The organism is Azospira restricta (assembly GCF_016858125.1).
Lineage (GTDB): Bacteria > Pseudomonadota > Gammaproteobacteria > Burkholderiales > Rhodocyclaceae > Proximibacter > Proximibacter restrictus.
Genome location: NZ_CP064781.1, coordinates 3,192,416 through 3,214,454 on the forward strand (window position 1 = coordinate 3,192,416; position 22,039 = coordinate 3,214,454).

Sequence of the window (22,039 nt, forward strand, 5' to 3'; positions counted from 1 at the left end):
AGCGCAGCGGCGCATGCCCTCCGTTCAACGGTGACAGGAAATCAGGACCCGCTGTAGCGTTCCAGCCATTCGCGGTCGCTCTGCTGCTGACCCATCGGCTTGTCTTCGAGCGTCGTCGGCGTCGTCCGGATCGGACCTTCGGCGCCGCGGACCTTGCCCGAATCATCGAAGGTCTGGCCGGTATACAACTCGAGCGGCTGATCCTGGCGGAAGCTTTCCTGCTTCTTCGGCTTGTCGGCCGACATCGCGCTGTCGTCGCGGATCGGGCCCTGCGCGCCGCTGGCGTCGCTGGTCTTGATCGACTTCACGTCGCCCGGGAAGACGCTCGCCCGCTCGGCCGCGACTTCGTTGGTGTAGGGATCGTTCAGGTAGCCGTTGATGTAGCGGTCGGCCAGTTCATCGGCGGCCTGCGCCGAGACAAACGGTGCCAGCGCACCGGCGACCCCGATCGCGAGGCCGCATACCTGCGTAGAGAAACCTTGTTTTTTCATGACTTTCTCCTTCAGTTGGTTGCCTCCCTGAAAGTGACGGTCATTCGTTCAACGTGACTGTGACTGGCGCTTCGGCGATTGGTTCGGAAAAAATCCGTGCCAGCCGCCGCGCCGGGAACGCGGCCCGCCTGACGACGGTCCACCTGCGAACAGAGGCGTCGGCCGGAAGCAGGCTGCCGGCGCGATCGCCGGGGACAGCCGGCCGCCGAGCCACGGGAGAACGGACATGAAGAGCAAGCGGGAAGAACGGCGCCGCGGCACGCCGCGCGCCTGGATCATGCGCCAGATGCGCCTGCCGCTGATCATCGCCTCGATCGCCTGTTCGCTGGCGCATGCCGACAGCGGCCGGGAAGCGCCGGCGAAGCCGGGCGTCAGCAGCCGCCAGCTGGGGCTGGACATCCGCGTCGAGCCCGGCGGCTGGGGCGACGCGAACCCGCGCATGATCGAAACGGTGCTCTACGCGGTCGCCGACGAGCTGATGTCGCGGATGCCGGAAAAACTGACGGTACCGATCGTCGTCAGCCACACCGACCGCGCGCCGGTCGCGCTGTACGAGCGCGGCTCCGGCGGCGAATACCGCGTGCACCTGCACGCCAAGGGCGAGAAGTGGCACCTGTACGTCTACGAGTTCGCCCACGAGCTGTGCCACATCCTGTCGAACTACGAGCACAACGTCGGCCCGCAGACGGTCAAGCACAACCAGTGGTTCGAGGAAACGCTGTGCGAGACGGCGTCGTTGTTCACGCTGACCAGCCTCGCCAGGAACTGGGAACAGTCGCCGCCGGAACCGCAGTGGGCGGACGAGGCGCGCAAGTTGCGGCGCTTCTTCGACCACCTGATCGCCGAGGGCCATCGCCAGCTGCCGGCGCACGCACCGCTGTCGGCCTGGCTGCACGAGAACGAGGCGGAGCTGCGCGAGAATCCCTATCTGCGGCAGAAGAACGAAGTCCTCGCCAACCTGCTGCTGCCGCTGTTCAGCGCCAATCCGCAGAACTGGGATGCGCTCGGCTACCTCAACCCGAACCCGGCCGACGCGCGCAACACGCTCGAGGAATACCTGCGCAACTGGTACAACAACGCGCCGCTCGAGCACAAGCGCTTCATCGCCAGCGTGCTCGCGCTGCTGTGGGAGCGTGAGGCACCGCCGGCGGTCGCCGACCTCGTCTCGCCGGCGAGCCGCTCGCCGCTCGCCGCGGCGGCCGGCGGCGCGACGCTGCGCTGAGCCACGCTCGCCGCCTCGGGCGCCGCACGCGGCGGCGTCGCTGCGCCGGCCCGCCCTGCCCGCGCCACGTCCATCCCTGCCGCTCCCCGTTCCGGTCGCCGGAACTCGCTTCCCGCCCGGAAGTCCATTCCAGTTCCGAGGCCGCATCCGGCCGATCGTAGAAGAAAACGAAGGAGACGACGATGAGCGGAATCAGGCTGCTGGTCGGCACGCGCAAGGGCGCCTTCATCCTCCGCGCCGACGGCCGGCGCGACCACTGGGAAGTCAGCGGTCCGCACTTCGGCGGCTGGGAGATCTACCACCTGAAGGGCTCGCCGGCCGACCCCAAGCGCATCTACGTATCGCAGACGAGCAGCTGGTTCGGGCAGACGATCCAGCGTTCGGACGACGGCGGAAAAACCTGGAACGCGGTCGGCAACCAGTTCGCCTACGCCGGCGACACCGGCACGCACCAGTGGTACGACGGCTCGTCGCGACCGTGGGAGTTCAAGCGCGTCTGGCACCTCGAACCGGCGCTCGACGACCCGGACACGGTCTATGCCGGGGTCGAGGATGCCGCGCTGTTCCGGAGCGACGACGGCGGCGGCAGCTGGCGGGAATTGCCCGGCCTGCGCGGCCACGGTTCCGGACCGGCCTGGCAGCCGGGCGCCGGCGGCCTGTGCCTGCACACCATCCTGCTCGACCCGAGCGACGCGCAGCGAATCTACGCGGCGATCTCGGCCGCCGGCGCCTTCCGCAGCGACGACGCCGGCGCGACCTGGAAGCCGATCAACCGCGGCCTGCATTCGCTGTACATTCCCGACCCGAACGCCGAGGTCGGCCACTGCGTACACCGCATCGCGCTGCACCGCGACCGGCCGCAGACGCTGTACATGCAGAAGCACTGGGACGTGTTGCGCAGCGACGACGCCGGCGAATCGTGGCGCGAGGTCAGCGGCAACCTGCCCAGCGACTTCGGCTTCGTCATCGACGTGCATGCGCACGAGCCGGAGACCATCTACGTGGTGCCGATCAAGAGCGATTCCGAGCACTACCCGCCGGACGGCCGGCTGCGCGTCTACCGCAGCCGCAGCGGCGGCGACGACTGGCAGGCGCTGACCGACGGCCTGCCGCAACGGGACTGCTACGTGAACGTGCTGCGCGACGCGATGGCCGTGGACACGCTCGACCCCTGCGGCATCTACTTCGGCACCACCGGCGGCCAGGTCTATGCGTCGGCCGACGGCGGCGACCACTGGACGGCGATCGTCCGCGACCTGCCGGCGGTGCTCTCGGTCGAGGCGCAGACGCTGCCGTGATCCGCGTCGTGCTGCCGACGCCGCTGCGCGTCCTGGCGCGGATCGACGGCGAAGCAAGGGAAATCGCACTCGCGCTCGCCGGCCCGCCGACGCTGGCGGCGCTGATCGACGCGCTGGAAGCCCGCCACCCGGCGCTCGCCGGCACGCTGCGCGACCCGGCGACGCACCGGCGGCGGCCGCTGATCCGCTTCTTCGCCGGCGGCCGGGACCTCTCGCACGCGCCGCTCGAGGCGCCGCTGCCGCCGGCGGTGGTCGCCGGCGACGAACCGCTGCTGGTGGTCGCGGCGATCGCCGGCGGTTGTTGAGCCCCCCCCGGCGGCCAGCGCTTCCGCCACGGCACGCCCTTCTGCTAAGCTGGCCATCGCCGGCAGGGTCAAAGGGGGCTGCGCCGGCGAATCCCCGCCGAGGTCGGAGCCGATCGTGAAACTGCCACCGCTGAAACTGCAGCTCGCTGCCTTTCTGGTGCTTTCGCTGGCGGTGCTGTGGGCCGCCACCTGGTACGCGCTGGCGCGCGGCGAGCGCGACGCGATCGAGGCGGCGCGGGCGGAAACGCGCGGCGCCGCGCACGCCTTCGCCGAGCACGCGCGGTCGACGATCCAGCGCATCGACCAGATCCTGACCACGCTCGCGCGCACCTGGGAACGGCAACCCAGCGAATTCGTCGCCGAGATCGACGCGCACCAGCAGAACATCGGCGACATCTCGATCCAGGTAGCGATCGTCGACAAGGACGGCCTGCTCGTCTTCAGCAACCTGATGGCGTCGAAGGAGCGCGTCAGCCTCGCCGACCGCGAGCACATCCGCGTCCATTTCGCTGCCAAAGAGAGCCGGCTGTTCATCAGCCGGCCGGTGCTCGGCCGCGTTTCCGGCCAATGGTCGCTGCAGTTCACGCGGCCACTGCTGCGCGCCGGCGCCTTCAACGGCGTCATCGTCATCTCGGTCAGCCCGGAGCGCTTCAGCCGCTTCTACTCGACGCTGTCGCTGGGTCGGCAGGGCATCACGACGATGGTCCGCGACAGCGGTGAGGTCATGGCAAGGGCGCCGGACTGGAAGGGCCGGATCGGCCAGGTCATCAGCGGCTCGCCGTACCTGAACCCGGAGGCGCCGCTGCAGGGCAACTTCTCGCGCAGTTCGGTACTCGACGGCGTCGAGCGCCTGTACGGCTACCACCGGCTGCCCGAGCACGGCCTGACGCTGGTCACCGGGCTCGCGCTGGACGAAATCCTGGCGCCGGTCCGCGCGCAGCGGCAGCTGCTGCTCGGCATTGCCGGCGCCGGGTCGGCGCTATTCGTGCTGATGGCCTGGCTGCTGCTGCGCGGCCTTGCCGCCCGCGAGCGCTCCGCAGCGGCGCTGCGACGGACGACACAGGAGCTGCAGGAGTACCGCGACCGGCTGGAGGAGCTGGTCGAGGCGCGCACTGCACAACTGAGCCGGACCAACGCCGAGCTGCGCGAGAGCAACCGCCGCCTCGGCGAGACCCAGGGCATGCTGCTGCAGTCCGAGAAGATGGCCTCGCTCGGCCAGCTGGCGGCCGGCGTCGCGCACGAGATCAACAACCCGGTCGGCTTCGTGAACTCGAACCTCGACAGCATGCACGCCTACTTCACCGACCTCGCGCGCCTGCTCGACGCCTACGCGGCAGGCGAGGCCCGCGACGACGGCCCGCGCATCGCCGCGATCAAGCGCGAAATCGACTACGACTTCATCCGCGCCGACCTGACGCAGGTCATCGCCGAGTCGAAGGAAGGCATGGAGCGGGTGAAGAAGATCGTCCGCGACCTCAAGCAGTTCTCGCATGTCGGCTCGACCGAATGGCAACTCGCCGACCTGCACGCGGGCCTCGACAGCACGCTCAACATCGTCAGCCACGAGCTGAAGTACAAGGCCGAGGTGACCCGGGAGTACGGCGCGCTGCCCGCGGTCGAGTGCCTGCCCGGCGAGATCAACCAGGTGTTCATGAACCTGCTGGTCAACGCCGGCCAGGCCATCGAGAAGCGCGGCGAGATCCGCATCCGCACCGGCAGCGACGGCGACACGGTATGGGTCGAGGTCGCCGACACCGGCTGCGGCATCCCGCCGGAAAACCTCTCGCGCATCTTCGACCCCTTCTTCACGACCAAGCCGGTCGGCCAGGGCACCGGACTCGGCCTCTCGCTTTCCTACGCGACGATCAGGAAGCACCGCGGCCGCCTCGACGTCGACAGCGCGGTCGGCCGCGGCACCACCTTCCGCATCACGCTGCCGCAGACCCAGCCGAAGGAAGAAGCTGCGCTGACGTGCTGAGCGCCGACTGCTCCATTCCGGAGCAGTTGCTCAATTTCTGGACAGTCGACCGGGCAGCATGCGCGCCAGCGTGCCGTCGCGGCGCAGCGCGTGACGGAGCGCGGCGGCGACGTGCAGTGCGACCAGCGCCAGCACCGCCCAGCCGGCGACCCAATGCACGCGCTTGAACAACGCGTTCAGCGCCTCGTCCGGGGCGCCGAGGCGCGGCAGTTCGAGGCCGAAGAACTTCATCGCGTACGGCGTGAACGCCGACGCCGCATAGCCGGCCAGCGGCAGCACCAGCAGCAGCACGTAGAGCAGGCGGTGTGCGGCCTGCGCCAGCATCGCCTCGCGCCCGGCGGCCAGCGGCGCCGGCGGCGGCGCCAGGCGGCGGACGACCAGGCGCAGCAGCACCAGGCCGAGGGCGACGATGCCGAGCGACTTGTGCAGCGCATAGGCGGCGCTGCGCTCGGCCCCCTTGGGCAGCTCGACCATGCTCCAGCCGAGCCAGAACAGCCACAGCAGCAGCGCCGCCTGCAGCCAGTGCAGCAGGATCGCCGGCGGCGCATAGCGTTGCCCGGCATTCGTCGCGTTCATCGGGCTACCCTCCTCCGCCCCCGCGCACGGGGGCGATCGCAGTTCGTCGCCGCGCAGGCCGTGCGCCGCGCTCATCGGATGCTGACGCCCCACGGCAGCTCGCCGACCTCGACCTCGGCCAGCTTCTTCATCGCCGCGGTGTCCACCACCGAAACGCTGTTGGAGCGGCCATTGGCGACGTAGAGCTTGCCGCCGTCCGGCGTCAGCGCCATGTTCCACGGGCGCTTGCCGACGGCGACGGTGGCGACGACGGCGTTGCTGGCGGTGTCGATCGCCATCACCGAGCCGTCGCGGCCGTTGGAGACGAAGACGCGGCGGCCGTCGGGATGCATCGCCAGCCCGTTCGGGAACTGGCCGGCGGCGATCGCGGCGAGCACCTTGCGGCCGGCGACGTCGATCGCATAGACCTTGCCGGCGATCTCGCAGGCGACGTAGGCGCGACGTCCGTCGGGAGTGAAGGCGATGCCGCGCGGCCGCTTGCCGACGGCGATGCTGGCCACCTGCCGGCGCGCGGCGACGTCGATCACGTCGACCTGCTCGGCGTCCTCGGCGCTGACGTAGAGCCAGCGGCCATCGGGGGAGAACACCGCGTGCTCGGGGTTGTCGCCCTCGACCTTGATCCGCGCCAGCTCGCGCACGCTGGCGGCGTCGATCAGCACGATGCTGTTGTCGGCCTCGACCGCCGCCGCCAGCAGCTTGCCGTCGGCGGAGACGCTGACGCCTTCCGGCGACTTGCCGAGCGGCAGGCTCTTGACGACGCGCCGCGCGACCGGATCGACCACCAGCAGGCTGCCGCTCTCGGCGTCGGTGAGGTAGAGCAGCTTGCCGTCGGTGGCGTTGCCGCGCGGCCGGCGGCCGGTCGAGATCTCGCCGACGCGCTGGTCGCTGGCGGTGTCGATGATGCTGATGCTGCCCGACTTCTCGTTCGGGACGTAGGCGTGCGGCCCGGCCGCCTCGGCGGAAAGCGCAGCGAAGGCGGCAAACAGCAGCGTGCTCAGGCGATGCAGGCGAAACCGGCGCATGGCGGCCTCCTCAGGCGGGTTGGTAGGTGATGCCGTGGCGCTTGAAGATGGCGGCGACGGTGCCGTCCTGCTTCAGCTCGGCGACGGCGGCGGCGAGCGCCTCGGCGAGCGAGGACTGCTCGGCCTTGACGGCCAGCCCGAGCGGCCAGCCGTCGATCTTCAGCTCGGCGAAGCGCGCGGCGTCGATCGCGAAACGCGTCTCGGCGGTCAGCGCCGCCTCCAGCTCGCCTTGCGGCGCCAGCACCGCCGCCACCTTGCCGGCCTTGAGCCCGGCGGCGGCCTCGGCGACCGAGCGGTAATGCACGATGTTGTCGTGCAGCCGGCCGTTCAGCGCGCCGAGCAGGAAGGCATCGGCCAGCGTCGTCGTCTCGACGCCGACCTTCTCGCGCGTGAAGATTTCCAGCGCCACCGCCGCCGAGCCCGATAGCGCATTCGGGATGCGCGACGGGTCGCGCGCCAGCGCCAGCGATTCGCGGTGGTACGGGGCGAGGATGCGCACCTTGTCGTTGGCGCGCGCGAGGTGCTCGTCGACCGGCACGTGCATCATCACGTCGGCCGGCTGCGTGCCCAGGTAGTGACCCTTCCAGACCATGTTGCGGAGGTCGTCGTTCATGTCCTCGTCGGCGTTGAAGCCGACGATCTCGGGCGCGAGGCCGAGCTTCTCGGCGATGGCGCGGCCGAGGTCGATGTCGATGCCCTTGCCGCGCAGCGCGTACGGCGGGAAATCGTTATAGACGGCGATGCGCAGCCGGCCGCGGCTGCGGATCGTCTCCAGGTCGTCGGCGGCAGCCGGCAGCGCCAGCCACAGCGGCAGCGCAGCCAGCGCGCGCAGGCAGGCACGGCGATCAGTCTTCATGGATGCTCTCCAGCCAGGTACGGATCGCCCACATCGCCTCCTGGCTCAGCGTGCCCTCGAACGGCGGCATGTACACCTTGCCGTCGCGCACCGCGCCCTTGCGGATGCGCTGCATGAAGATCTCGTCGCCCTCTTCGAGCACCGGCAGGAAGCGCAGGTCGGGCGCGATGCCGCCGGAGATGCCGCCCAGCCCGTGGCAGCGCGCGCAGTTCTGGTTGTACGCCGAATCGCCGATGCGCTTCGCGGTGTCGTTCTTGCGGTAGGGATTGGCCGCCAGCCAGTCGGCGCCGAGGTTCTTCAGGCCGGTGGTGTCCACCGCCTGCGGCGTCACGTCGCCGTGCGCGAGGGCCTGTCCGGCGCAGAGACCGAGGATCAGCGCGGTGGCGACGGCACGAAGGGTTCGGTTCGGGTGTTTCACGTTGGCTCCTTTGGTGTTGGCGGTTTCTTCCGCGTTGTCGAGCCCGGTTCAGCAAGGCGTGTGCCAATCGCCGGGAAACCATTGAAAACCGGGTTTTCCGGCCGAATCGCCGACCTTCATCATCTATTACTTATGGCACATGTGTTGCTTTGGTTCGCCCGGCACTGTTCAATTCATTGCTTACAAAATGGGCAGGTGCTACGTTATGGAACACAACAAGAAAAGTCGGAGCGGCGGGGACTGGAGGAGTCGTTGATGGGACAAGCATTGATTTCGGCCGAGCAGCACGGCCGCCAGCTGGCCAAGGCGCGCCAGCTTTTCTTCGACCGCGGCGACCGCCCGGCCGAGCTGATCGATCCGATGGTGCTGCGCTCGTGGGAGCGCTGCCGGCGCTTCGGGCTGAGCGAAGCCGAGGGCCACGTCGGCGGCGAGTCGCTCGACCGCGCGACGCTGCACACCGAACAGGAACGCAACCACCTGCTGCTGCGGCAGAGCCGGCCGATCATGGAACAGCTCTACGAGCAGATCCGCGAATCGGGCAGCATGGTGATCCTCGCCGACCAGAACGGGCTGATCCTCGAATCGGTCGGCGACGCCGACTTCGTCAGCCGCGCCGACCGCGTCGCGCTGATGGCCGGCGCTTCGTGGGACGAGAACCTGCGCGGCACCAACGCGATCGGCACGACGATCGCCGAGGAGGCGCCGTCGGCGATCCTCGGCAGCGAACACTTCCTCGAACACAACGGCTTCCTGACCTGCTGCGCGAGCCCGATCTTCGGCGCCGACGGGCGGCTGATCGGCGTCCTCGACATCTCCAGCGACTACCGCAACCACCAGCGACACACGCTGGGCCTGGTGCGCCTGTCGTCGCAGCTGGTCGAGAAGCGGCTGTTCGAGTCGCAGCATGCGCGCGACATCCTGGTCTGCTTCCACTCGCGCGTCGACTACCTCGGCAGCCCCGGCGAGGGCATGGCCGCGGTCTCGCCCGACGGCCAGGTGCTGGCGATCAACCGCGCCGGGCTGCAGCTGCTCGGCATCCGCCGCGTCGACGCGGTCCGCCGCGACTTCTCGCTGGTCTTCGAGACCACGCTCGCCGGCGTCATCGACCGCGCGCGGCGCGACCCGCAGGCGATCTGCGAGGTGCCGGCCGGCCGCGACCGCACCTTCTTCCTGCGCCTGCGCGGGCAGGCGCCGCTGCCGCGCGCGCTCGGCCGCACCTACGACGACCTGCCGACCGCCGCACCGTCGCGGCGCGAGGCGGCGCGCACGCCGGCGCTGACGCTGGACACGCTGAACACCGGCGACGCCCAGCTGCAGGCGGCGATCGACCGTTCGCGCCGGGTGCTCGGCCGCGACATCCCGATCCTGATCCAGGGCGAATCGGGCGCCGGCAAGGAGATCTTCGCCAAGGCCTTCCACAACAGCGGCCCGCGCCGCGACGGCCCGTTCGTCGCGCTGAACTGCGCGGCGATCCCGGAGAACCTGATCGAATCCGAGCTGTTCGGCTACCAGGGCGGCGCCTTCACCGGCGCGCGCAAGGAAGGCGCGCCGGGCAAGATCCAGCAGGCGCACGGCGGCACGCTGTTCCTCGACGAGATCGGCGACATGCCGCTGCACCTGCAGGCGCGGCTCTTGCGCGTGCTGCAGGAGCGCAGCATCACGCCGCTCGGCAGCACCAAGGCGATCCAGGTCGACATCTCGCTGCTCTGCGCGACGCACCGCCGGCTGCGCGAGGAAGTGGCGCGCGGCAGCTTCCGCGAGGACCTCTACTACCGGCTGAACGGCCTCTGCATCACGCTGCCGGCGCTGCGCGAGCGCGGCGACATCCGCCAGCTGGCGCAGCGGCTGGCCGACCTCGAAGCCGGCCAGCGCGCGCCGGTCGCCTTCTCCGAGCGGGCGATGACGGCGATCGAACGCTATGCGTGGCCGGGCAACATCCGCCAGATGAACAACGTGATCCGCGTCGCCATCGCGCTGCTCGACGAGAACGAAGCGCTGATCACCGAGAGCCACCTGCCGGAGGAACTGTTCGACGCAGCGCCGGCGGCGACGCACGCGGCGCCGGTCGCGGTCCCCGGCGACGCCACCGCCGCCGGCAGCTACGCGCTGCCGCCGCTCGCCGGCGCCAGCCTCGACGAGATCGGCCGCCAGGCGGCGCTGCGCGCGCTCGACGCGGCCGGCGGCAACGTCTCGGCGGCGGCGCGGCAGCTCGGCATCAGCCGCAATACGCTGTACCGCAAGCTCGGGCGGCTGTAGCCGCGGTACGCGCCGCCGGCGGACTTGGCGGCGCGCGCCGGCGGGGCTATGCTGACCGGATCGAACCCGGAAGGAGACCCGCCATGCGCCGCCCCGCCCTCGCCCTCTGTTCCCTCCTCCTCGCCGCCGGCGTCGCCGCCGCGGCCGAGGCGCCCGCCCGCAAGTCCGGCCTGTGGGAGATCACCAACGCCATGGGCGAGCCGATGCCGATGACGCAGACGATGCAGCAGTGCATCGACGAGAAGACCGACAAGCTGACCGAGCAGACCGGCATGCGCGAGGCGCAGCAGCGCTGCTCGAAGAACGAGATCAAGCGCGAGGGCAACAAGGTCGTGTCGGAGTCGGTGTGCAACATCGAGGGGACGACGGCAACGACGCGCGCCGAATTCACCGGCGACTTCAGCAGCAACTACAAGGGCACCGTGAAGACCACCTACAGCCCGCCGATGCAGGGCATGAAGGGCATGCAGATGAACATCTCGGCGCGCTGGCTGGGCCCCTGCCAGGCCGGCCAGAAGCCGGGCGACGTGATGATGCCCGGCGGCATGAAGTTCAACGCCGCCGACATGCAGCGGCAGATGCGCCAGTAGCCGCCGGCGCCGCCAGCGACAAGGGCCGCAGCGTGCGGCCCTTTCCTTTTGGCGCTCCCGCGCCGTCAGTCGGCGAAACGCGGCGGGCGCTTCTGCTGCGCCGCGGTCATCGCCTCGTTCAGGTCGGCCGACATCAGCATCGCCGCGTTCCAGGTGGCGACGTAGTTGAGGCCGTCGGCGACGGAGTGGTCGCGGCCGTAGTTCAGCATCTCCTTGCTGCCGCGGATCGCCAGCGGCGACTTGGCGGCGATCGCCTGCGCGATCTGCATGACGCCGGCGGCGAGTTCCTCCGGCGTCGCGAAGACGCGGTTGACCAGGCCGATGCGCAGCGCCTCGTCGGCGTCGACGTTGCGCCCGGTGTAGGCCAGCTCGCGCGCGACGCCGTCGGCGATCAGCCGCGGCAGGCGCTGCAGCGTGCCGACGTCGGCGACCATGCCGACATCGACCTCGCGCACCGAGAACACTGCATCGGCCGCCGCGTAGCGCATGTCGCAGCAGGTCACCAGGTCGAGCGCGCCGCCGACGCAGGCGCCGTGGATCGCCGCCAGCACCGGCTTGCGGCAGCGCTCGATCGTCGTCAGGCAGTCCTGCAGGTCGAGGATCAGCCGGCGCAGCTGCTCGCGGCTGCGCGCCGGGTCGGCCTGCGCGACCGCCTGCGCGACGCCGCCGAGCATGGCGAGGTCGATGCCGGCGCAGAAGTTGCGGCCGGCGCCGGCGAGCACGACGGCACGCACGGCGGGCGTCTCGTCGGCCCAGCGCAGCGCGCTGCGCAGTTCCTGCCACATCGTTTCGTTGAGGGCGTTCGAGCGCTCGGGACGGTTGAGGCGGATCTCGGCGACGGAATCTTCAACGGCGAGCGCGATTGTCGCCAGCGCGGGTAAGGCGGTTGTCATGGCTGTCTCCTGAAACGGTGTTATTGGTTATCTGCATCACATTGCGATGCAGTTTGACGCCGGTCAATGAAAGTGCGGCGATCCCCCCGGAGAATCGCCGCACTGCCACCGCCGGCAGCCGCCATTATCGTCGAGGACGCAAAATGCAGAACACCCTGAACGGAAAGATCGCCGCCGTCACCGGCGCCAGCAGCGGCATCGGCCGCGCCATCGTCGAGCGCTACGTCGCCGAGGGCGCGCGCGTCGTCGCCTTCGCCCGCCGCGCCGCCGAACTCGACGCGCTCGCCGCCGCCCACCCCGGCCAGGTCGTCCCCGTCGCCGGCGACGTCACCCGCGGCGACGACCTGCAGCGCCTCGTCGAGGCGACGGTCCAGGCTTTCGGCGGCGTCGACATCGTCGTTCCCAACGCCGGCATCGCCCGCGTCGTGTCCTTCGCCGACAGCACGCCGGAGGCCTTCGCCACGCAGTTCTCGGTCAACCTGTTCGGCGCCGTCGACACCGTGCGCCGCTTCCTGCCGCACATCCGCCCGGGCGGCTCGGTGCAGTTCGTCACCACCTTCCTGACCCAGGTCGGCTTCCCCGGGCTGGCCGTCTATAGCGCCAGCAAGGCGGCACTGAAGTCGGTCGCGCAGACGCTCGCCGCCGAACTGGCGCCGCGCGGCATCCGCGTCAATTCGATCGCCCCCGGGCCGATCGGCACGCCGCTGTGGGGCACCGTCGGCCTGCCCGAGGACGTGCTCGCGGCCGTCGCCGGCCAGATCAGCGCCCGCCTGCTGCCCGGCGCCTTCGGCACGCCGGAGGACATCGCCGGAACCTCGGCCTTCCTCGCCTCCGACGCCGCCCGCAACATCTACGGCCAGGAGATCGTCGTCGACGGCGGCTACACCGTCGGCTGAGAACGGCGCTCGCACCAAAAGAAAAAGCCCCGACCGCGTCGGGGCTCTTCAGGTCGCGAACGCGCGGCGAATCAGGGCTTGCCGCCGCCCTTGCCGTGGCCGCCGCCCTGGCCGCCACCGCCGCCCTGACCGGCCGCACCGCCGCCCGCACTGACGACGCCGGCCGACGCACCGCCGGCATTGCCGTGGCCGAGGCCGGAGGCAACACCGCCGCCACCGCCACCGGCCGCGGTCACCACCGACGACTTGCCGTGGCCGTAGGCATTGCCGCCGCCGCCCGCAGTCGCGACGCCGCCCTTGCCGGCCGACGAGCCGCCCGCCGTGGTGACGCCGCCCTTGCCCGCGGACGAACCGCCGGCGGTGGTGACGCCGCTCTTGCCGCGCGCGCTGGTCGCGCCGGCGGCGGTGGTGCCAGCCGCCGTCGTCGTGCTGCCGGCCGCGACCGCCTCGGTGAAGGTCTGCTTGCCGCTCATCACCGGCCCCAGCTTGAAGCCCATCGAGTTGGCGATCTGCCCCCAGCCCATGCCGGACGCACGCATCTGCAGGATGCCCTGCGTCGTCGTCGCGTCGGCGCCGGTGCCGGTGGTGGTGCCCATCAGCGCCCCCTGCAGCTGCGTCGGCGTCGGGTTGGTGATGCCCTGGCTGGCGAGCTGCGCCTCGGCCAGCGACATCGCGATGCGGATGTTGCCGTAGCCCATCGGCTTCGTCGGCGAGGTGAAGGTGGTCGTTTCGCCGACCGTGGTGCCGCCGGTGCCGGTGGACGAACCGGTCAGCGTGATCGCAGAGCCGGTGCGCAGGCCGTTGACCAGCGACGCGGCGTTCTCCTCCGAACCGGCGAAGCCGGAGAAGGTGGACACCAGCTTGCCGGTCGGCGTCGCGGCGGTCGCCGGCGCCGGCGAGGTGGTCGTCTCCGGCGGGGGCGGCGGCGTCTGTGCGGCAGCGAGGCCGGCAGCGCCGATCAGCGCCAGGCCGGCAACGGCGCGGGCGATGGGGAGCAGCGAATGTTTCATGGTCATTCCTCCGTTGGCTTAGCTCGAACCGATGAACTTCTCGGTCTGGTTGATGACTTCGATGGCGGTCGCCGCGTCGACGAGCACGCCGCCGTCCTTCTTGGCGACGACGCGCATGCGCGTCGTCGACGGCGTCAGCGACTCCAGCTCGATCTCGATCGTGCGGTCGGGCACCAGCGCGATGATGCGCTCGCCATTGGCGATCTTCTCGGTGCGTTCGGGCTTGATCGCCATCCGCTCCATCGCCTTCCGGGTCGCCGTGCGCACCTTCGGCAACGGCTCGGTGAAAGTACGGTAGGCGATGCCGCCGAGGTGGTGGCCGGCAGTGACGCCGCCGGCGACGCCGGCCGCGGTCAGCGCCAGCGGCGCGCAGCCGGCGGCAAGTAGCGAGAGGGACAGCAGGGCGATACGGAAATGGCGGATGGGCATGGGAAGGTCCGGAAAGAACGGGTCGACAGGAATCTGCATCAGCGAAAGACTATACATTCTCCGGGGTGAACAACATGCCGGCCACGCCGTGGCCTGACGTCGACCGCACTATCCGCTCCGCCGCCGCGCACTGCAAACTGTCGCCTGCCGGCGACAGGTCCGGAAAACACCCCTTCCTGTCTTTGAACCCCCACCGCCGCGGATGGTTCGCGCCCGCCGCGCGGCGCCGCCCGTCGCCGGCGGCGCGGCGGGTCGGCTACAGCGCCGGGATCGCCACCAGTTCGTAGCCGAGCGCAGTCAGCCCATCGCGCAGGTGGCGGGCGGTGGCCACCGCGTCGGGGCCGTCGCCGTGCACGCAGATGCTGCCGATCGGCGTCGGCAGCCGCTTGCCGCTCTGCGCGACGAGGGCGCCCGCCTCCAGCATGCGCACGACGTGCGCCAGCGCTTCCTCGGCGCCGTGGATCATCGCCCCAGGCCGGCCGCGCGGCACCAGCTGGCCGTCGTCCTGGTAGGCGCGGTCGGCGAACACTTCCTCGACCACGCGCAGGCCGGCGGCGCGGCCGGCCTCGGCCAGCTGCGACAGCGCCGGCGCGAGCAGGATCAGGTCGCGGTCGTAGGCGACGATCGCGCGCGCGACGGTGTCGGCGACCGCGCGCTCGGCGCAGGCGGCGTTGTTCAGCGCGCCGTGCGGCTTGACGTGGGTCAGCGGCCAGCCCTCGCAGCGGCTCATGCCGTCGAGCGCGGCGATCTGGTAGAGCAGCGCCGCCTCCAGCTCGTCCGGCGCCAGCTTCATCGGCCGCCGGCCGAAGCCCTGCAGGTCCGGGTAAGAGGGATGCGCGCCGACGCTGACGCGGTGCTCGCGCGCCAGCCGCAGCGTGTTGCGCATCACCAGCGGGTCGCCGCCGTGGAAGCCGCAGGCGAGGTTGGCCGAGCCGACGATCGCCAGCATCTCGCCGTCGCTGCCCATCGTCCACGCGCCGTAGCTTTCGCCGAGGTCGGCGTTGAGGTTGATCTTCCGTTTCGTCATCTTCGGTCCCCTTGCAGGATGGTCGTTCAGGCCGGCCCGGCGAACGGCTCGTCGCCGCGCAGCATGCCACTGATCAGGTTGTCGCCGTAGAGCGCCGCCTCGTCGACCACACCCGGCGGGCGGAACGACTCGATGCCGCCGACCCAGCGCGCCAGCTCCTCGGCCTCGGCCTGCAGCGCACGCACCGCCTCGGCGTGGCTGACGCTGCGGAAGCGGATCTCGTCGCCCGGCCGCAGCTGGCCGAGGCGGCCGAGGTCGGCGCGGATCACCGTGGCGATCTTCGGATAGCCGCCGGAGGTCTGGCAATCGGCGAGCAGCGCGATCGGCAGCCCGCTCGCCGGCACCTGGATCGCCCCCGGCGTGACGCCATCGGAGACGATCTCGGCGCCGCGCGCGCTGTGCTCGAGCGCCGGCCCGTCGAGGCGCATGCCCATGCGGTCCATGTCGCGGCTGACGCGGTACGGCCGGCCGAGGAAATTGGCCAGCGCGTCCGCCGTGAAGTGGTCGTCCTGCGGCCCGAGGATGACGCGGATCGGGCCGTCGGCGCGCGGCGGCGCTTCGCGCGCGCGGTACTCGAGCCACGGGTCGCCGTGCAGGCGCGCGCAGGGCAGGCGGTCGCCGCGGGCGAGCGCGCGGCCGTGCACGCCGCCGAGCGCGGCGCGCAGGTAGGTCGCGCGGCTGCCGAGCTGCACCGGCACGGCGACGCCGCCGCCGACCGCGACGTAGGCGACGCCGCGGGCGACGCCGCCGACCTGCAGCGTGTCGCCGGGAAACAGCGTCGCCGTATGCCAGGCCGGCACCGGACGCACGCTGCCCCTGGCCGAGATCAGCCTGCCCTCGACCTCGCCGCCGAGCGCGACGCGCACGGTGCCGGACACCGCCTTCAGCGTCGGCCCGGCGAGCGGCACCTCGAGCGCGGCGGCGTCCGCCGCGTTGCCGAGCAGCGCGTTGGCGGCGGCCAGCAGCCACGGGTCGAGCGCGCCGGACAGCGGCACGCCGATGCTGCGGTAGCCGGGACGCCCGCCGTCCTGCACGGTGACGGCGACGCCGGCGTCGACGACCTCGATCAGCCCGCTCATGCGCCCGCCTCCCTGGCCCGCAGCTCGTCCGGATCGAAGTCGCCGCGCGCGCAGCGGGCCTCGATCGCGGCGTAGGCGTCGCGGTCGACCGCCTGCCAGCGCACCCGGTCGCCGGGCGCCAGCAGCGCCGGCCGGGCGCTGCGTGCCGGGTCGAACAGGTGCACCGGCGTCCGCCCCATCAGCCGCCAGCCGCCCGGGCTCTGCCACGGATAGGCGGCGCAGGTACGGCCGGCGATGGCGATCGAGCGCGCCGGCACCACCTTGCGCGGCGTCGCCAGGCGCGGCATGTCGAGCGCCGCGGGCAGGCCGCCGAGGTAGGGGAAGCCGGGCAGGAAGCCGAGCATGTAGACGGTGAATTCGGTTTCGGTCATCAGCCGGACCACCGCGTCCGGCGTCAGCCCCTTGCTCTCGGCAACGGCCGCCAGGTCGGGCGCGAATTCGGCGTCGAAGCAGACCGGGATACGCCAGGCGGCGCCGCTCGCCTGCAGGCTGCCGCTGTCGCCGGCGATCGCCAGCAGGCGCTCGGCGAGCGCCGCGTGGTCCACCCGCGCCGGGTCGAAATGCACGGTCAGCGAACGGAAGGCCGGCACGCACTCGAGCTCGCGCGCCAGCGTGCCGTCCTGCTGCGCGGCGGCAAGCGCGGCGGCGAAGCCGAGGACGCGGGCGTGGATTTCCGGCGCGATGTCGTCGCCGAACTCGACGGTCCACGCCGAGTCGCCGAGCGGCAGCAGGCGGGGCCGGGGATGCAGGGTTTGCGCAGTCATCTTGCTCACTTGTTGTAACGGCTGGACGGCCGACGAAAACGCGCTCATCGCCGGCGCCAGGTCGCCGCCTGCGCCGCCAGGCAGGCAGCGACGGCGAGCGCGAAGGCGCCGGTGCGGCCGATCGCCGGCAGTGCGAGCGCCAGCACGAAGCAGAAGGCGACCATCGCGTAGAAGCCGGTCGGCAGCGCGCGCAGCAGCGCCGCGACGTCGGCGGCGCCGAGGCTGCGGTGGGTAGACACGGCGAGCACCGTGCCGAGCACCGGGAACATCGCGAACAGGCCGCTCCAGGTTTCGCCGAGGGCGTCGGCGGCGACCGTCACCGCCAGCACCAGCACGGCGCCGGCGAGCATGCGGCCGGCCAGCTCGGCCGCCCCCGTCGCCCGCCGCCCGGCGGCCGCCGACAGCGCCGGAAAGGCGCGCGGCGCCAGCGCCAGCGTCGGCAGCGCGATGCCCAGCGCGAGCAGCGGCAACGCCGGCAGCAGCGACAGCGACGCGGCGACCGCCGCCCACGCCGGCAGCGCCAGCAGCAAGGACGGCAGCCAGCCGCGCCGCTGCGCCGCATGCGCATAGACCAGCGCGAAGGCGACCGCGGCGAGCACCGCCGACAGCGCGGCGGCGGCGGCCTGCGCGGCGAAGCGCTCGCCCTGCTCGACCGAGAGGAAGAACAGGATCGGCCCGGTGACCAGCGGCAGGCCGGTCAGCCAGCCGGCGACCGCCGCCCCCCAGCGCCGCCCCGCGAGCGAGACGAGCAGCAGGAAGGTCGGCACCAGCACGAGCTTCAGCGCGAGCATCGCAAGCACTCGCTACTGGCCGCCGACCACCGTCGTCGGCAGCCACATGGCGAGGCCGGGGAACAGCGCGAGCAGCAGCAGCAGGACCATCAGCGCGACGACGAAGGGGCTGGTGCCGGCGATCACGTCGTTGAGCGTGCCGCCCTTGCGTAGGTTCTGCACGACGAACAGGTTCAGCCCGACCGGCGGCGTGATCAGCGCCGCCTCGACGAGCACGACGATGACGACGCCGAACCAGATCGGGTCGAAGCCGAGCGCGAACATCACCGGCGCGACGATCGGGATCGTCGTGATCATCATCGACATCGTCTCCATGAAGCAGCCGAGGACCAGGTAGAAGACGACGACGACCAGCAGCATCATCGCCGGCGACAGGTTGAGCCCCTGCATCGCCTGCGTCATCGCGTCGGTCAGCCCGATCGAGTTGATCACGAAGTTGAGGAACATCGCGGCGACGATGATCAGCATCACCATGCCGGTCGACTTCATCGTCCCTTCCAGGCACTCGCCGAGCATCTTCCAGCTCAGGTGCTTGGTCCACGCGGCGAGCCCGAGCGCGGCGGCGACGCCCAGGGCCGAGGCCTCGGTGGCGGTGGCGATGCCGACGTAGATCGAGCCGACGACGACGAGGAAGATGCCCAAGGGCGGCAGCAGGTCGGGCAGCACCGCGAGGCGCTCGGACCAGCTCACCGGCGTCTTCTCGCCGCCCCACTGCGGGAAGACCAGGCAGCCGATCCAGACGACGCCCATGAACAGGCCGACCAGCACCAGCCCCGGCACGATTCCGGCAAGGTAGAGCTTGGGCACCGAGGTGTTGGTCAGCACGCAGTAGATGATCATGTTCAGCGACGGCGGGATCAGGATGCCGAGCGTGCCGCCGGCGGCCAGCGTGCCGAGGAACAGCCGCTCGTTGTAGCCGAAGCGCTTGGCCTGCGGCAGCGCGACGGTGCCGACGGTGGCGGCGGTGGCGACGCTGGAGCCGGAGGTCGCCGCGAACAGCGCGCAGGAGGCGATGTTGGCGTGCATCAGTCCGCCCGGCAGCCAGGACATCCACTTCACCAGGCCGGCGTACATCTTCTCGGCGATGCCCGAGCGCAGCAGGATCTCGCCGAGCATGATGAAGAACGGCAGGCAGACGAGCAGGAACTCGTTGTTGGCGTTCCACGCCACCTCGCCGAGCGCGCGGGTCAGCGGCAGGAAGGCGTATTTCCAGTCGAGGGCGACACCGAGCAGGCCGAGCGCGGCGCCGACCGGGATGGCCAGCGCCATCAGCGCCAGCAGCATGAGGAGTGCGGTCGCGATCATCTCAGGCTCCCTTGTTCGCGGTGTGGTTGTCGGCGGCCGGCGAGGCAGCGCCGGGCACGACGTGGGCGGCAAGGAACTCGCCCTCGTGCTCCTTGACGTAGGAGGCTTCGGCGCCGGCCTCTTCCTCGATCGTCTTGGCGCCGAGCAGGCGCTTGAACTCGGCGGCGTTCCGCTGCAGCAGCAGCGTCAGCGCGCGCACGAAGAGCACCGCCGCGGTCAGCACCAGCTGGCCGAGGCCCAGCAGCCACAGCCCCTGCGGCACCCACAGCGGCACCTTCAGTTCCGAGTTCGAGCGCGAGCCGAGCTCCCACGAGGTGGCGAAGACCTCGTAGCCGTAGCGCGCCAGCAGCGCGGCGAAGACGCCGAGGCCGAGCACCGCGACCAGGTCGAGGGCGATGCCGAGCTTGCTCGGCAGGTGGATGTAGAGCGCATCGACGCGCACGTTGCCGCGCATCAGCAGCACGTAGGAGAAGGACCAGGTGGTGGCGATCGCCATCGCGTAGCCGGCGAGTTCGTCGGCGCCGCCGAAGGTCACGCTGAACAGCTTGCGCAACACGACGTCTACGGCGACCACCATGGCGCCGACGAACATCAGGCCGCCGCCGCCGCGGACCGACCAGCGGGCGAGCGTCGTGCTCGCCTGGACCAGGGATTGAGTGAGCATGTTGAAGCCTCTTGCCTTGCGGATTCCGGGGAAAAGCCCCTCCCCCTCGCCGCCCCCGGCGACGGGACAGCGACGGCGCCGGTGCGACGAGGACGAGGGTCGGAGGAAAAGCGGATTACTTGCGCGCGGCGAGGCCGACGACCTTGCTCACGGTGGCGTTGTACTCGCCGACGCAGGCGTCGTTGCAGCGCGCCGCCCACTTCGGCAGCATCGCCTCGGCCTCGACCTTGCGCAGCAGCTCGTGGTCGGCCTTCGACGGCTGCACGATGACCAGCTTGCCGGGCGTGCCGCCGCGGCATTCCGCCTTGCCGGCGTTGCACAGGTAGCCCATCTCGGTGACCGACGCGGCCGAGGCCCACAGCGCGCCCTCCAGCGACAGCATCTCCTTGTCGAGGAAGTCGCGCAGCTTCGGATCCATGCCGTTCCACGTCTTCGCATTGACCGCGTAGGCGATCTGCGCCCAGCCGAGCGGCAGCGCCAAGAGGTGCGTGGTGACCTCGTGCCACTTGGCGAGGTTGCCCGACATCGAGCCGGTGATGCCGCAGTCGACGGTCTTGTTCTGCAGCGCCGGCACCACTTCGCCGAAGGCCATCGTCACCGGCGTGCCGCCGAGCGCAGCGACCAGCTCGGACTGCGAGCGGCCGCCGACGCGCACCTTCTTGCCCTTGATGTCGGCCAGCCCCTTGATCTCGCCGTTGCAGTACAGCACCTGCGCCGGGAAGGCGCCGATGCCGATCAGCTCGACCTTGAACTTCTCGCGCAAGAGCTTCTCGTAGTACGGCCGCGTCGCCTGCGTCACCTTGCGCGCGGTCTCGGCGTCGGGCAAGAGGCCGGCGATGTCGATCATCTCGATCGCCGGATCGTCGGCGGCGAGGTAGTACATCGGCACGCCGGCGAACTCCATCACGCCCTGGCCGAGGAGGCGCAGCACCTCGGGCCCCTTCATCCCCATCTGGTCGAAGCCGCGGATCTCGGCGGTGACCGCCCCCTTCGACTGCTCGGGGATGCGCTTGGTCCAGAAGGGCACCTCGAAATCCTTGTACGGGCCAAGGTTGGAGAGCGAGCCGACGATGCGCAGGTGGGTCTTCGGCAGTTCCTGCGCCAGCGCGCCGCCGACGACGGCGAGCGACAGGCAGCCGGCGACGGCGATGCGGGCGATGTTTCGGGTAATGTTTTTCATGGGGTCTCCTCGTGGGTGTGGCGATGGGGTCTGACTACGGGGGTTTCAGTTGCTGGCCAGGTGGTGGTTGAGCAGGTCGGTGACGAGCATCGCGCCCGGCGCGTGGGTGATGCAGAACTCGGGCTTGGCGTGCATCACCACCGCCTGCGGGGTGACGCCGCAGGCCCAGAAGACCGGGATCTCGTCGGCGGCGACGGCGACCGCGTCGCCGAAGTCGGGACGCGACAGGTCGGCGATGCCGATCTGCGCCGGGTCGCCGAGGTGCACCGGCGCGCCGTGCACGGTCGGGAAGCGCGAGGTCACCTGCACCGCGCGGATCGCGTTGGCCGCGGTCATCGGCCGCATCGACACCACCATCGGCCCGGCGAAGGGGCCGGCCGGCCGCGTCGCGATGCTGGTCCGGTACATCGCCACGTTCCTGCCCTCGGCGACGTGGCGCAGCGGGATGCCGGCCTCGAGCAGCCCCTGCTCGAACGAGAACGAGCAGCCGATGACGAAGCTGACCAGGTCGTCGCGCCACAGGTCGGCGACGTCGTGCGGCTCGGCGACCAGCTCGCCGTTCCGCCAGACGCGGTACTGCGGCAGGTCGCGGCGGATGTCGATGCCGGCGCCGAGCTCGGGCAGCGCCGGATCGCCCGGCTCGGACACGGCGAGCAGCGGGCAGGGCTTCGGGTTGCGCTGGCAGAAGCGCAGGAAGTCGCCGGCGAGGTCGGCGGGCAGGATCACCAGGTTGCCCTGCACGTAGCCGGGCGCCAGGCCGCTGGTGTGGCCGCGCCATTCGCCGCTGCGGATCGCGCGGCGCGCGGCGGCGCCGCTGGGGTAGCGCGCGGCGGCTTCGGCCGGGCCCGCGTCGCGATGGACAGTGTTCAATCGATCCTCCTCGTGGCAGTGGATGCGGAAAGCGTTACGTACGCAGTATCGTGAGCGGCGCGACGCGAGACAAACGCAAAATTTTTCTGGCCCGTCATCGATTTTTCTTGTGCCGTCGG

General features: G+C 71.0%; 23 protein-coding genes. 7 read left to right on the plus strand and 16 right to left on the minus strand.

The genetic code is table 11. The features are described from left to right. Nucleotides 1-41: 41 nt before the first annotated feature. The gene (locus IWH25_RS15255; protein WP_203386617.1) at nt 42-491 is read right to left on the minus strand and encodes a hypothetical protein; all 450 of its coding nucleotides are present in this window, start codon (nt 489-491) and stop codon (nt 42-44) included. A 226-nt stretch (nt 492-717) separates the two neighbouring features. On the opposite strand from IWH25_RS15255, the gene IWH25_RS15260 reads away from it, so the two are divergent. From IWH25_RS15260 to IWH25_RS15275, 4 genes are all read left to right on the plus strand, one after another. Continuing rightward, complete coding sequence (locus tag IWH25_RS15260; protein ID WP_203386618.1) at nt 718-1,713, plus strand: hypothetical protein; 996 nt, start codon at nt 718-720, stop codon at nt 1,711-1,713. A gap of 182 nt (nt 1,714-1,895) precedes the next feature. Continuing rightward, nucleotides 1,896-3,011: a WD40/YVTN/BNR-like repeat-containing protein gene (locus IWH25_RS15265; RefSeq protein ID WP_203386619.1), complete on the plus strand. Its 1,116-nt coding sequence runs from the start codon at nt 1,896-1,898 to the stop codon at nt 3,009-3,011. Beyond that, nucleotides 3,008-3,316 (plus strand): MoaD/ThiS family protein, encoded by a 309-nt coding sequence (locus IWH25_RS15270; RefSeq protein ID WP_203386620.1) that lies wholly within the window; start codon nt 3,008-3,010, stop codon nt 3,314-3,316. Before IWH25_RS15265 ends, IWH25_RS15270 begins: the two co-directional genes overlap by 4 nt. 115 nt (nt 3,317-3,431) lie before the next feature. Then, nucleotides 3,432-5,294, plus strand: a complete 1,863-nt coding sequence (locus IWH25_RS15275; protein WP_203386621.1) for an ATP-binding protein — start codon at nt 3,432-3,434, stop codon at nt 5,292-5,294. A gap of 30 nt (nt 5,295-5,324) precedes the next feature. Here the strand turns inward: IWH25_RS15275 and IWH25_RS15280 are convergent, their stop codons facing one another. From IWH25_RS15280 to pedF, 4 genes are all read right to left on the minus strand, one after another. Beyond that, entirely contained in the window at nt 5,325-5,870 is a 546-nt protein-coding gene (locus tag IWH25_RS15280; RefSeq protein ID WP_203386622.1) for a cytochrome b, read from the minus strand. Nucleotides 5,871-5,941: 71 nt separating this feature from the next. Next, complete coding sequence (locus tag IWH25_RS15285; protein WP_203386623.1) at nt 5,942-6,892, minus strand: cytochrome D1 domain-containing protein; 951 nt, start codon at nt 6,890-6,892, stop codon at nt 5,942-5,944. Nucleotides 6,893-6,902: 10 nt separating this feature from the next. Further along, a complete protein-coding gene (locus IWH25_RS15290) occupies nt 6,903-7,748 on the minus strand; it encodes a substrate-binding periplasmic protein (protein ID WP_203386624.1) in 846 nt (281 codons plus the stop codon). Further along, on the minus strand, nt 7,738-8,166 hold the full coding sequence (gene pedF, locus IWH25_RS15295; RefSeq protein WP_203386625.1) for a cytochrome c-550 PedF: 429 nt from the start codon (nt 8,164-8,166) through the stop codon (nt 7,738-7,740). The genes IWH25_RS15290 and pedF overlap by 11 nt, the downstream gene beginning before the upstream one ends. A gap of 255 nt (nt 8,167-8,421) precedes the next feature. On the opposite strand from pedF, the gene IWH25_RS15300 reads away from it, so the two are divergent. Continuing rightward, nucleotides 8,422-10,422 (plus strand): sigma-54-dependent Fis family transcriptional regulator, encoded by a 2,001-nt coding sequence (locus tag IWH25_RS15300; RefSeq protein ID WP_203386626.1) that lies wholly within the window; start codon nt 8,422-8,424, stop codon nt 10,420-10,422. 83 nt (nt 10,423-10,505) lie between these two features. After that, nucleotides 10,506-11,012: a DUF3617 domain-containing protein gene (locus IWH25_RS15305; protein WP_203386627.1), complete on the plus strand. Its 507-nt coding sequence runs from the start codon at nt 10,506-10,508 to the stop codon at nt 11,010-11,012. Nucleotides 11,013-11,077: 65 nt separating this feature from the next. Here IWH25_RS15305 and IWH25_RS15310 read toward each other — a convergent pair whose 3' ends face one another. Next, on the minus strand, nt 11,078-11,905 hold the full coding sequence (locus tag IWH25_RS15310) for a crotonase/enoyl-CoA hydratase family protein (protein WP_203386628.1): 828 nt from the start codon (nt 11,903-11,905) through the stop codon (nt 11,078-11,080). Nucleotides 11,906-12,048: 143 nt separating this feature from the next. Between IWH25_RS15310 and IWH25_RS15315 the strand changes: the two genes are divergently transcribed. Next, the gene (locus IWH25_RS15315; protein ID WP_203386629.1) at nt 12,049-12,801 is read left to right on the plus strand and encodes an SDR family NAD(P)-dependent oxidoreductase; all 753 of its coding nucleotides are present in this window, start codon (nt 12,049-12,051) and stop codon (nt 12,799-12,801) included. Between the two features lie 71 nt (nt 12,802-12,872). Here IWH25_RS15315 and IWH25_RS15320 read toward each other — a convergent pair whose 3' ends face one another. The 10 genes from IWH25_RS15320 to IWH25_RS15365 all read right to left on the minus strand — a co-directional run bounded on the left by IWH25_RS15320 (nt 12,873) and on the right by IWH25_RS15365 (nt 21,920). After that, complete coding sequence (locus IWH25_RS15320; protein ID WP_203386630.1) at nt 12,873-13,811, minus strand: hypothetical protein; 939 nt, start codon at nt 13,809-13,811, stop codon at nt 12,873-12,875. A gap of 18 nt (nt 13,812-13,829) precedes the next feature. Further along, nucleotides 13,830-14,240 carry a DUF3568 family protein gene (locus IWH25_RS15325; RefSeq protein ID WP_203386631.1) on the minus strand — a complete coding sequence of 137 codons (411 nt, stop codon included), beginning with the start codon at nt 14,238-14,240 and terminating at the stop codon, nt 13,830-13,832. 256 nt (nt 14,241-14,496) lie between these two features. Continuing rightward, nucleotides 14,497-15,267, minus strand: coding sequence for a LamB/YcsF family protein (locus IWH25_RS15330; protein ID WP_203386632.1), 771 nt, complete (start codon nt 15,265-15,267; stop codon nt 14,497-14,499). A 26-nt stretch (nt 15,268-15,293) separates the two neighbouring features. Then, nucleotides 15,294-16,346, minus strand: coding sequence for a 5-oxoprolinase subunit C family protein (locus tag IWH25_RS15335; protein ID WP_203386633.1), 1,053 nt, complete (start codon nt 16,344-16,346; stop codon nt 15,294-15,296). After that, on the minus strand, nt 16,343-17,110 hold the full coding sequence (gene pxpB / locus IWH25_RS15340) for a 5-oxoprolinase subunit PxpB (RefSeq protein WP_203386634.1): 768 nt from the start codon (nt 17,108-17,110) through the stop codon (nt 16,343-16,345). The genes IWH25_RS15335 and pxpB overlap by 4 nt, the downstream gene beginning before the upstream one ends. 44 nt (nt 17,111-17,154) lie before the next feature. After that, complete coding sequence (locus IWH25_RS15345) at nt 17,155-17,901, minus strand: hypothetical protein (RefSeq protein WP_203386635.1); 747 nt, start codon at nt 17,899-17,901, stop codon at nt 17,155-17,157. Nucleotides 17,902-17,913: 12 nt separating this feature from the next. Further along, on the minus strand, nt 17,914-19,206 hold the full coding sequence (locus tag IWH25_RS15350) for a TRAP transporter large permease (RefSeq protein WP_203386636.1): 1,293 nt from the start codon (nt 19,204-19,206) through the stop codon (nt 17,914-17,916). Between the two features lies 1 nt (nt 19,207). Continuing rightward, entirely contained in the window at nt 19,208-19,870 is a 663-nt protein-coding gene (locus IWH25_RS15355; RefSeq protein ID WP_203386637.1) for a TRAP transporter small permease subunit, read from the minus strand. 115 nt (nt 19,871-19,985) lie between these two features. Then, nucleotides 19,986-21,050, minus strand: coding sequence for a TRAP transporter substrate-binding protein (locus IWH25_RS15360; protein WP_203386638.1), 1,065 nt, complete (start codon nt 21,048-21,050; stop codon nt 19,986-19,988). 45 nt (nt 21,051-21,095) lie between these two features. After that, nucleotides 21,096-21,920 carry a putative hydro-lyase gene (locus tag IWH25_RS15365; protein ID WP_203386639.1) on the minus strand — a complete coding sequence of 275 codons (825 nt, stop codon included), beginning with the start codon at nt 21,918-21,920 and terminating at the stop codon, nt 21,096-21,098. Nucleotides 21,921-22,039: the final 119 nt, after the last annotated feature.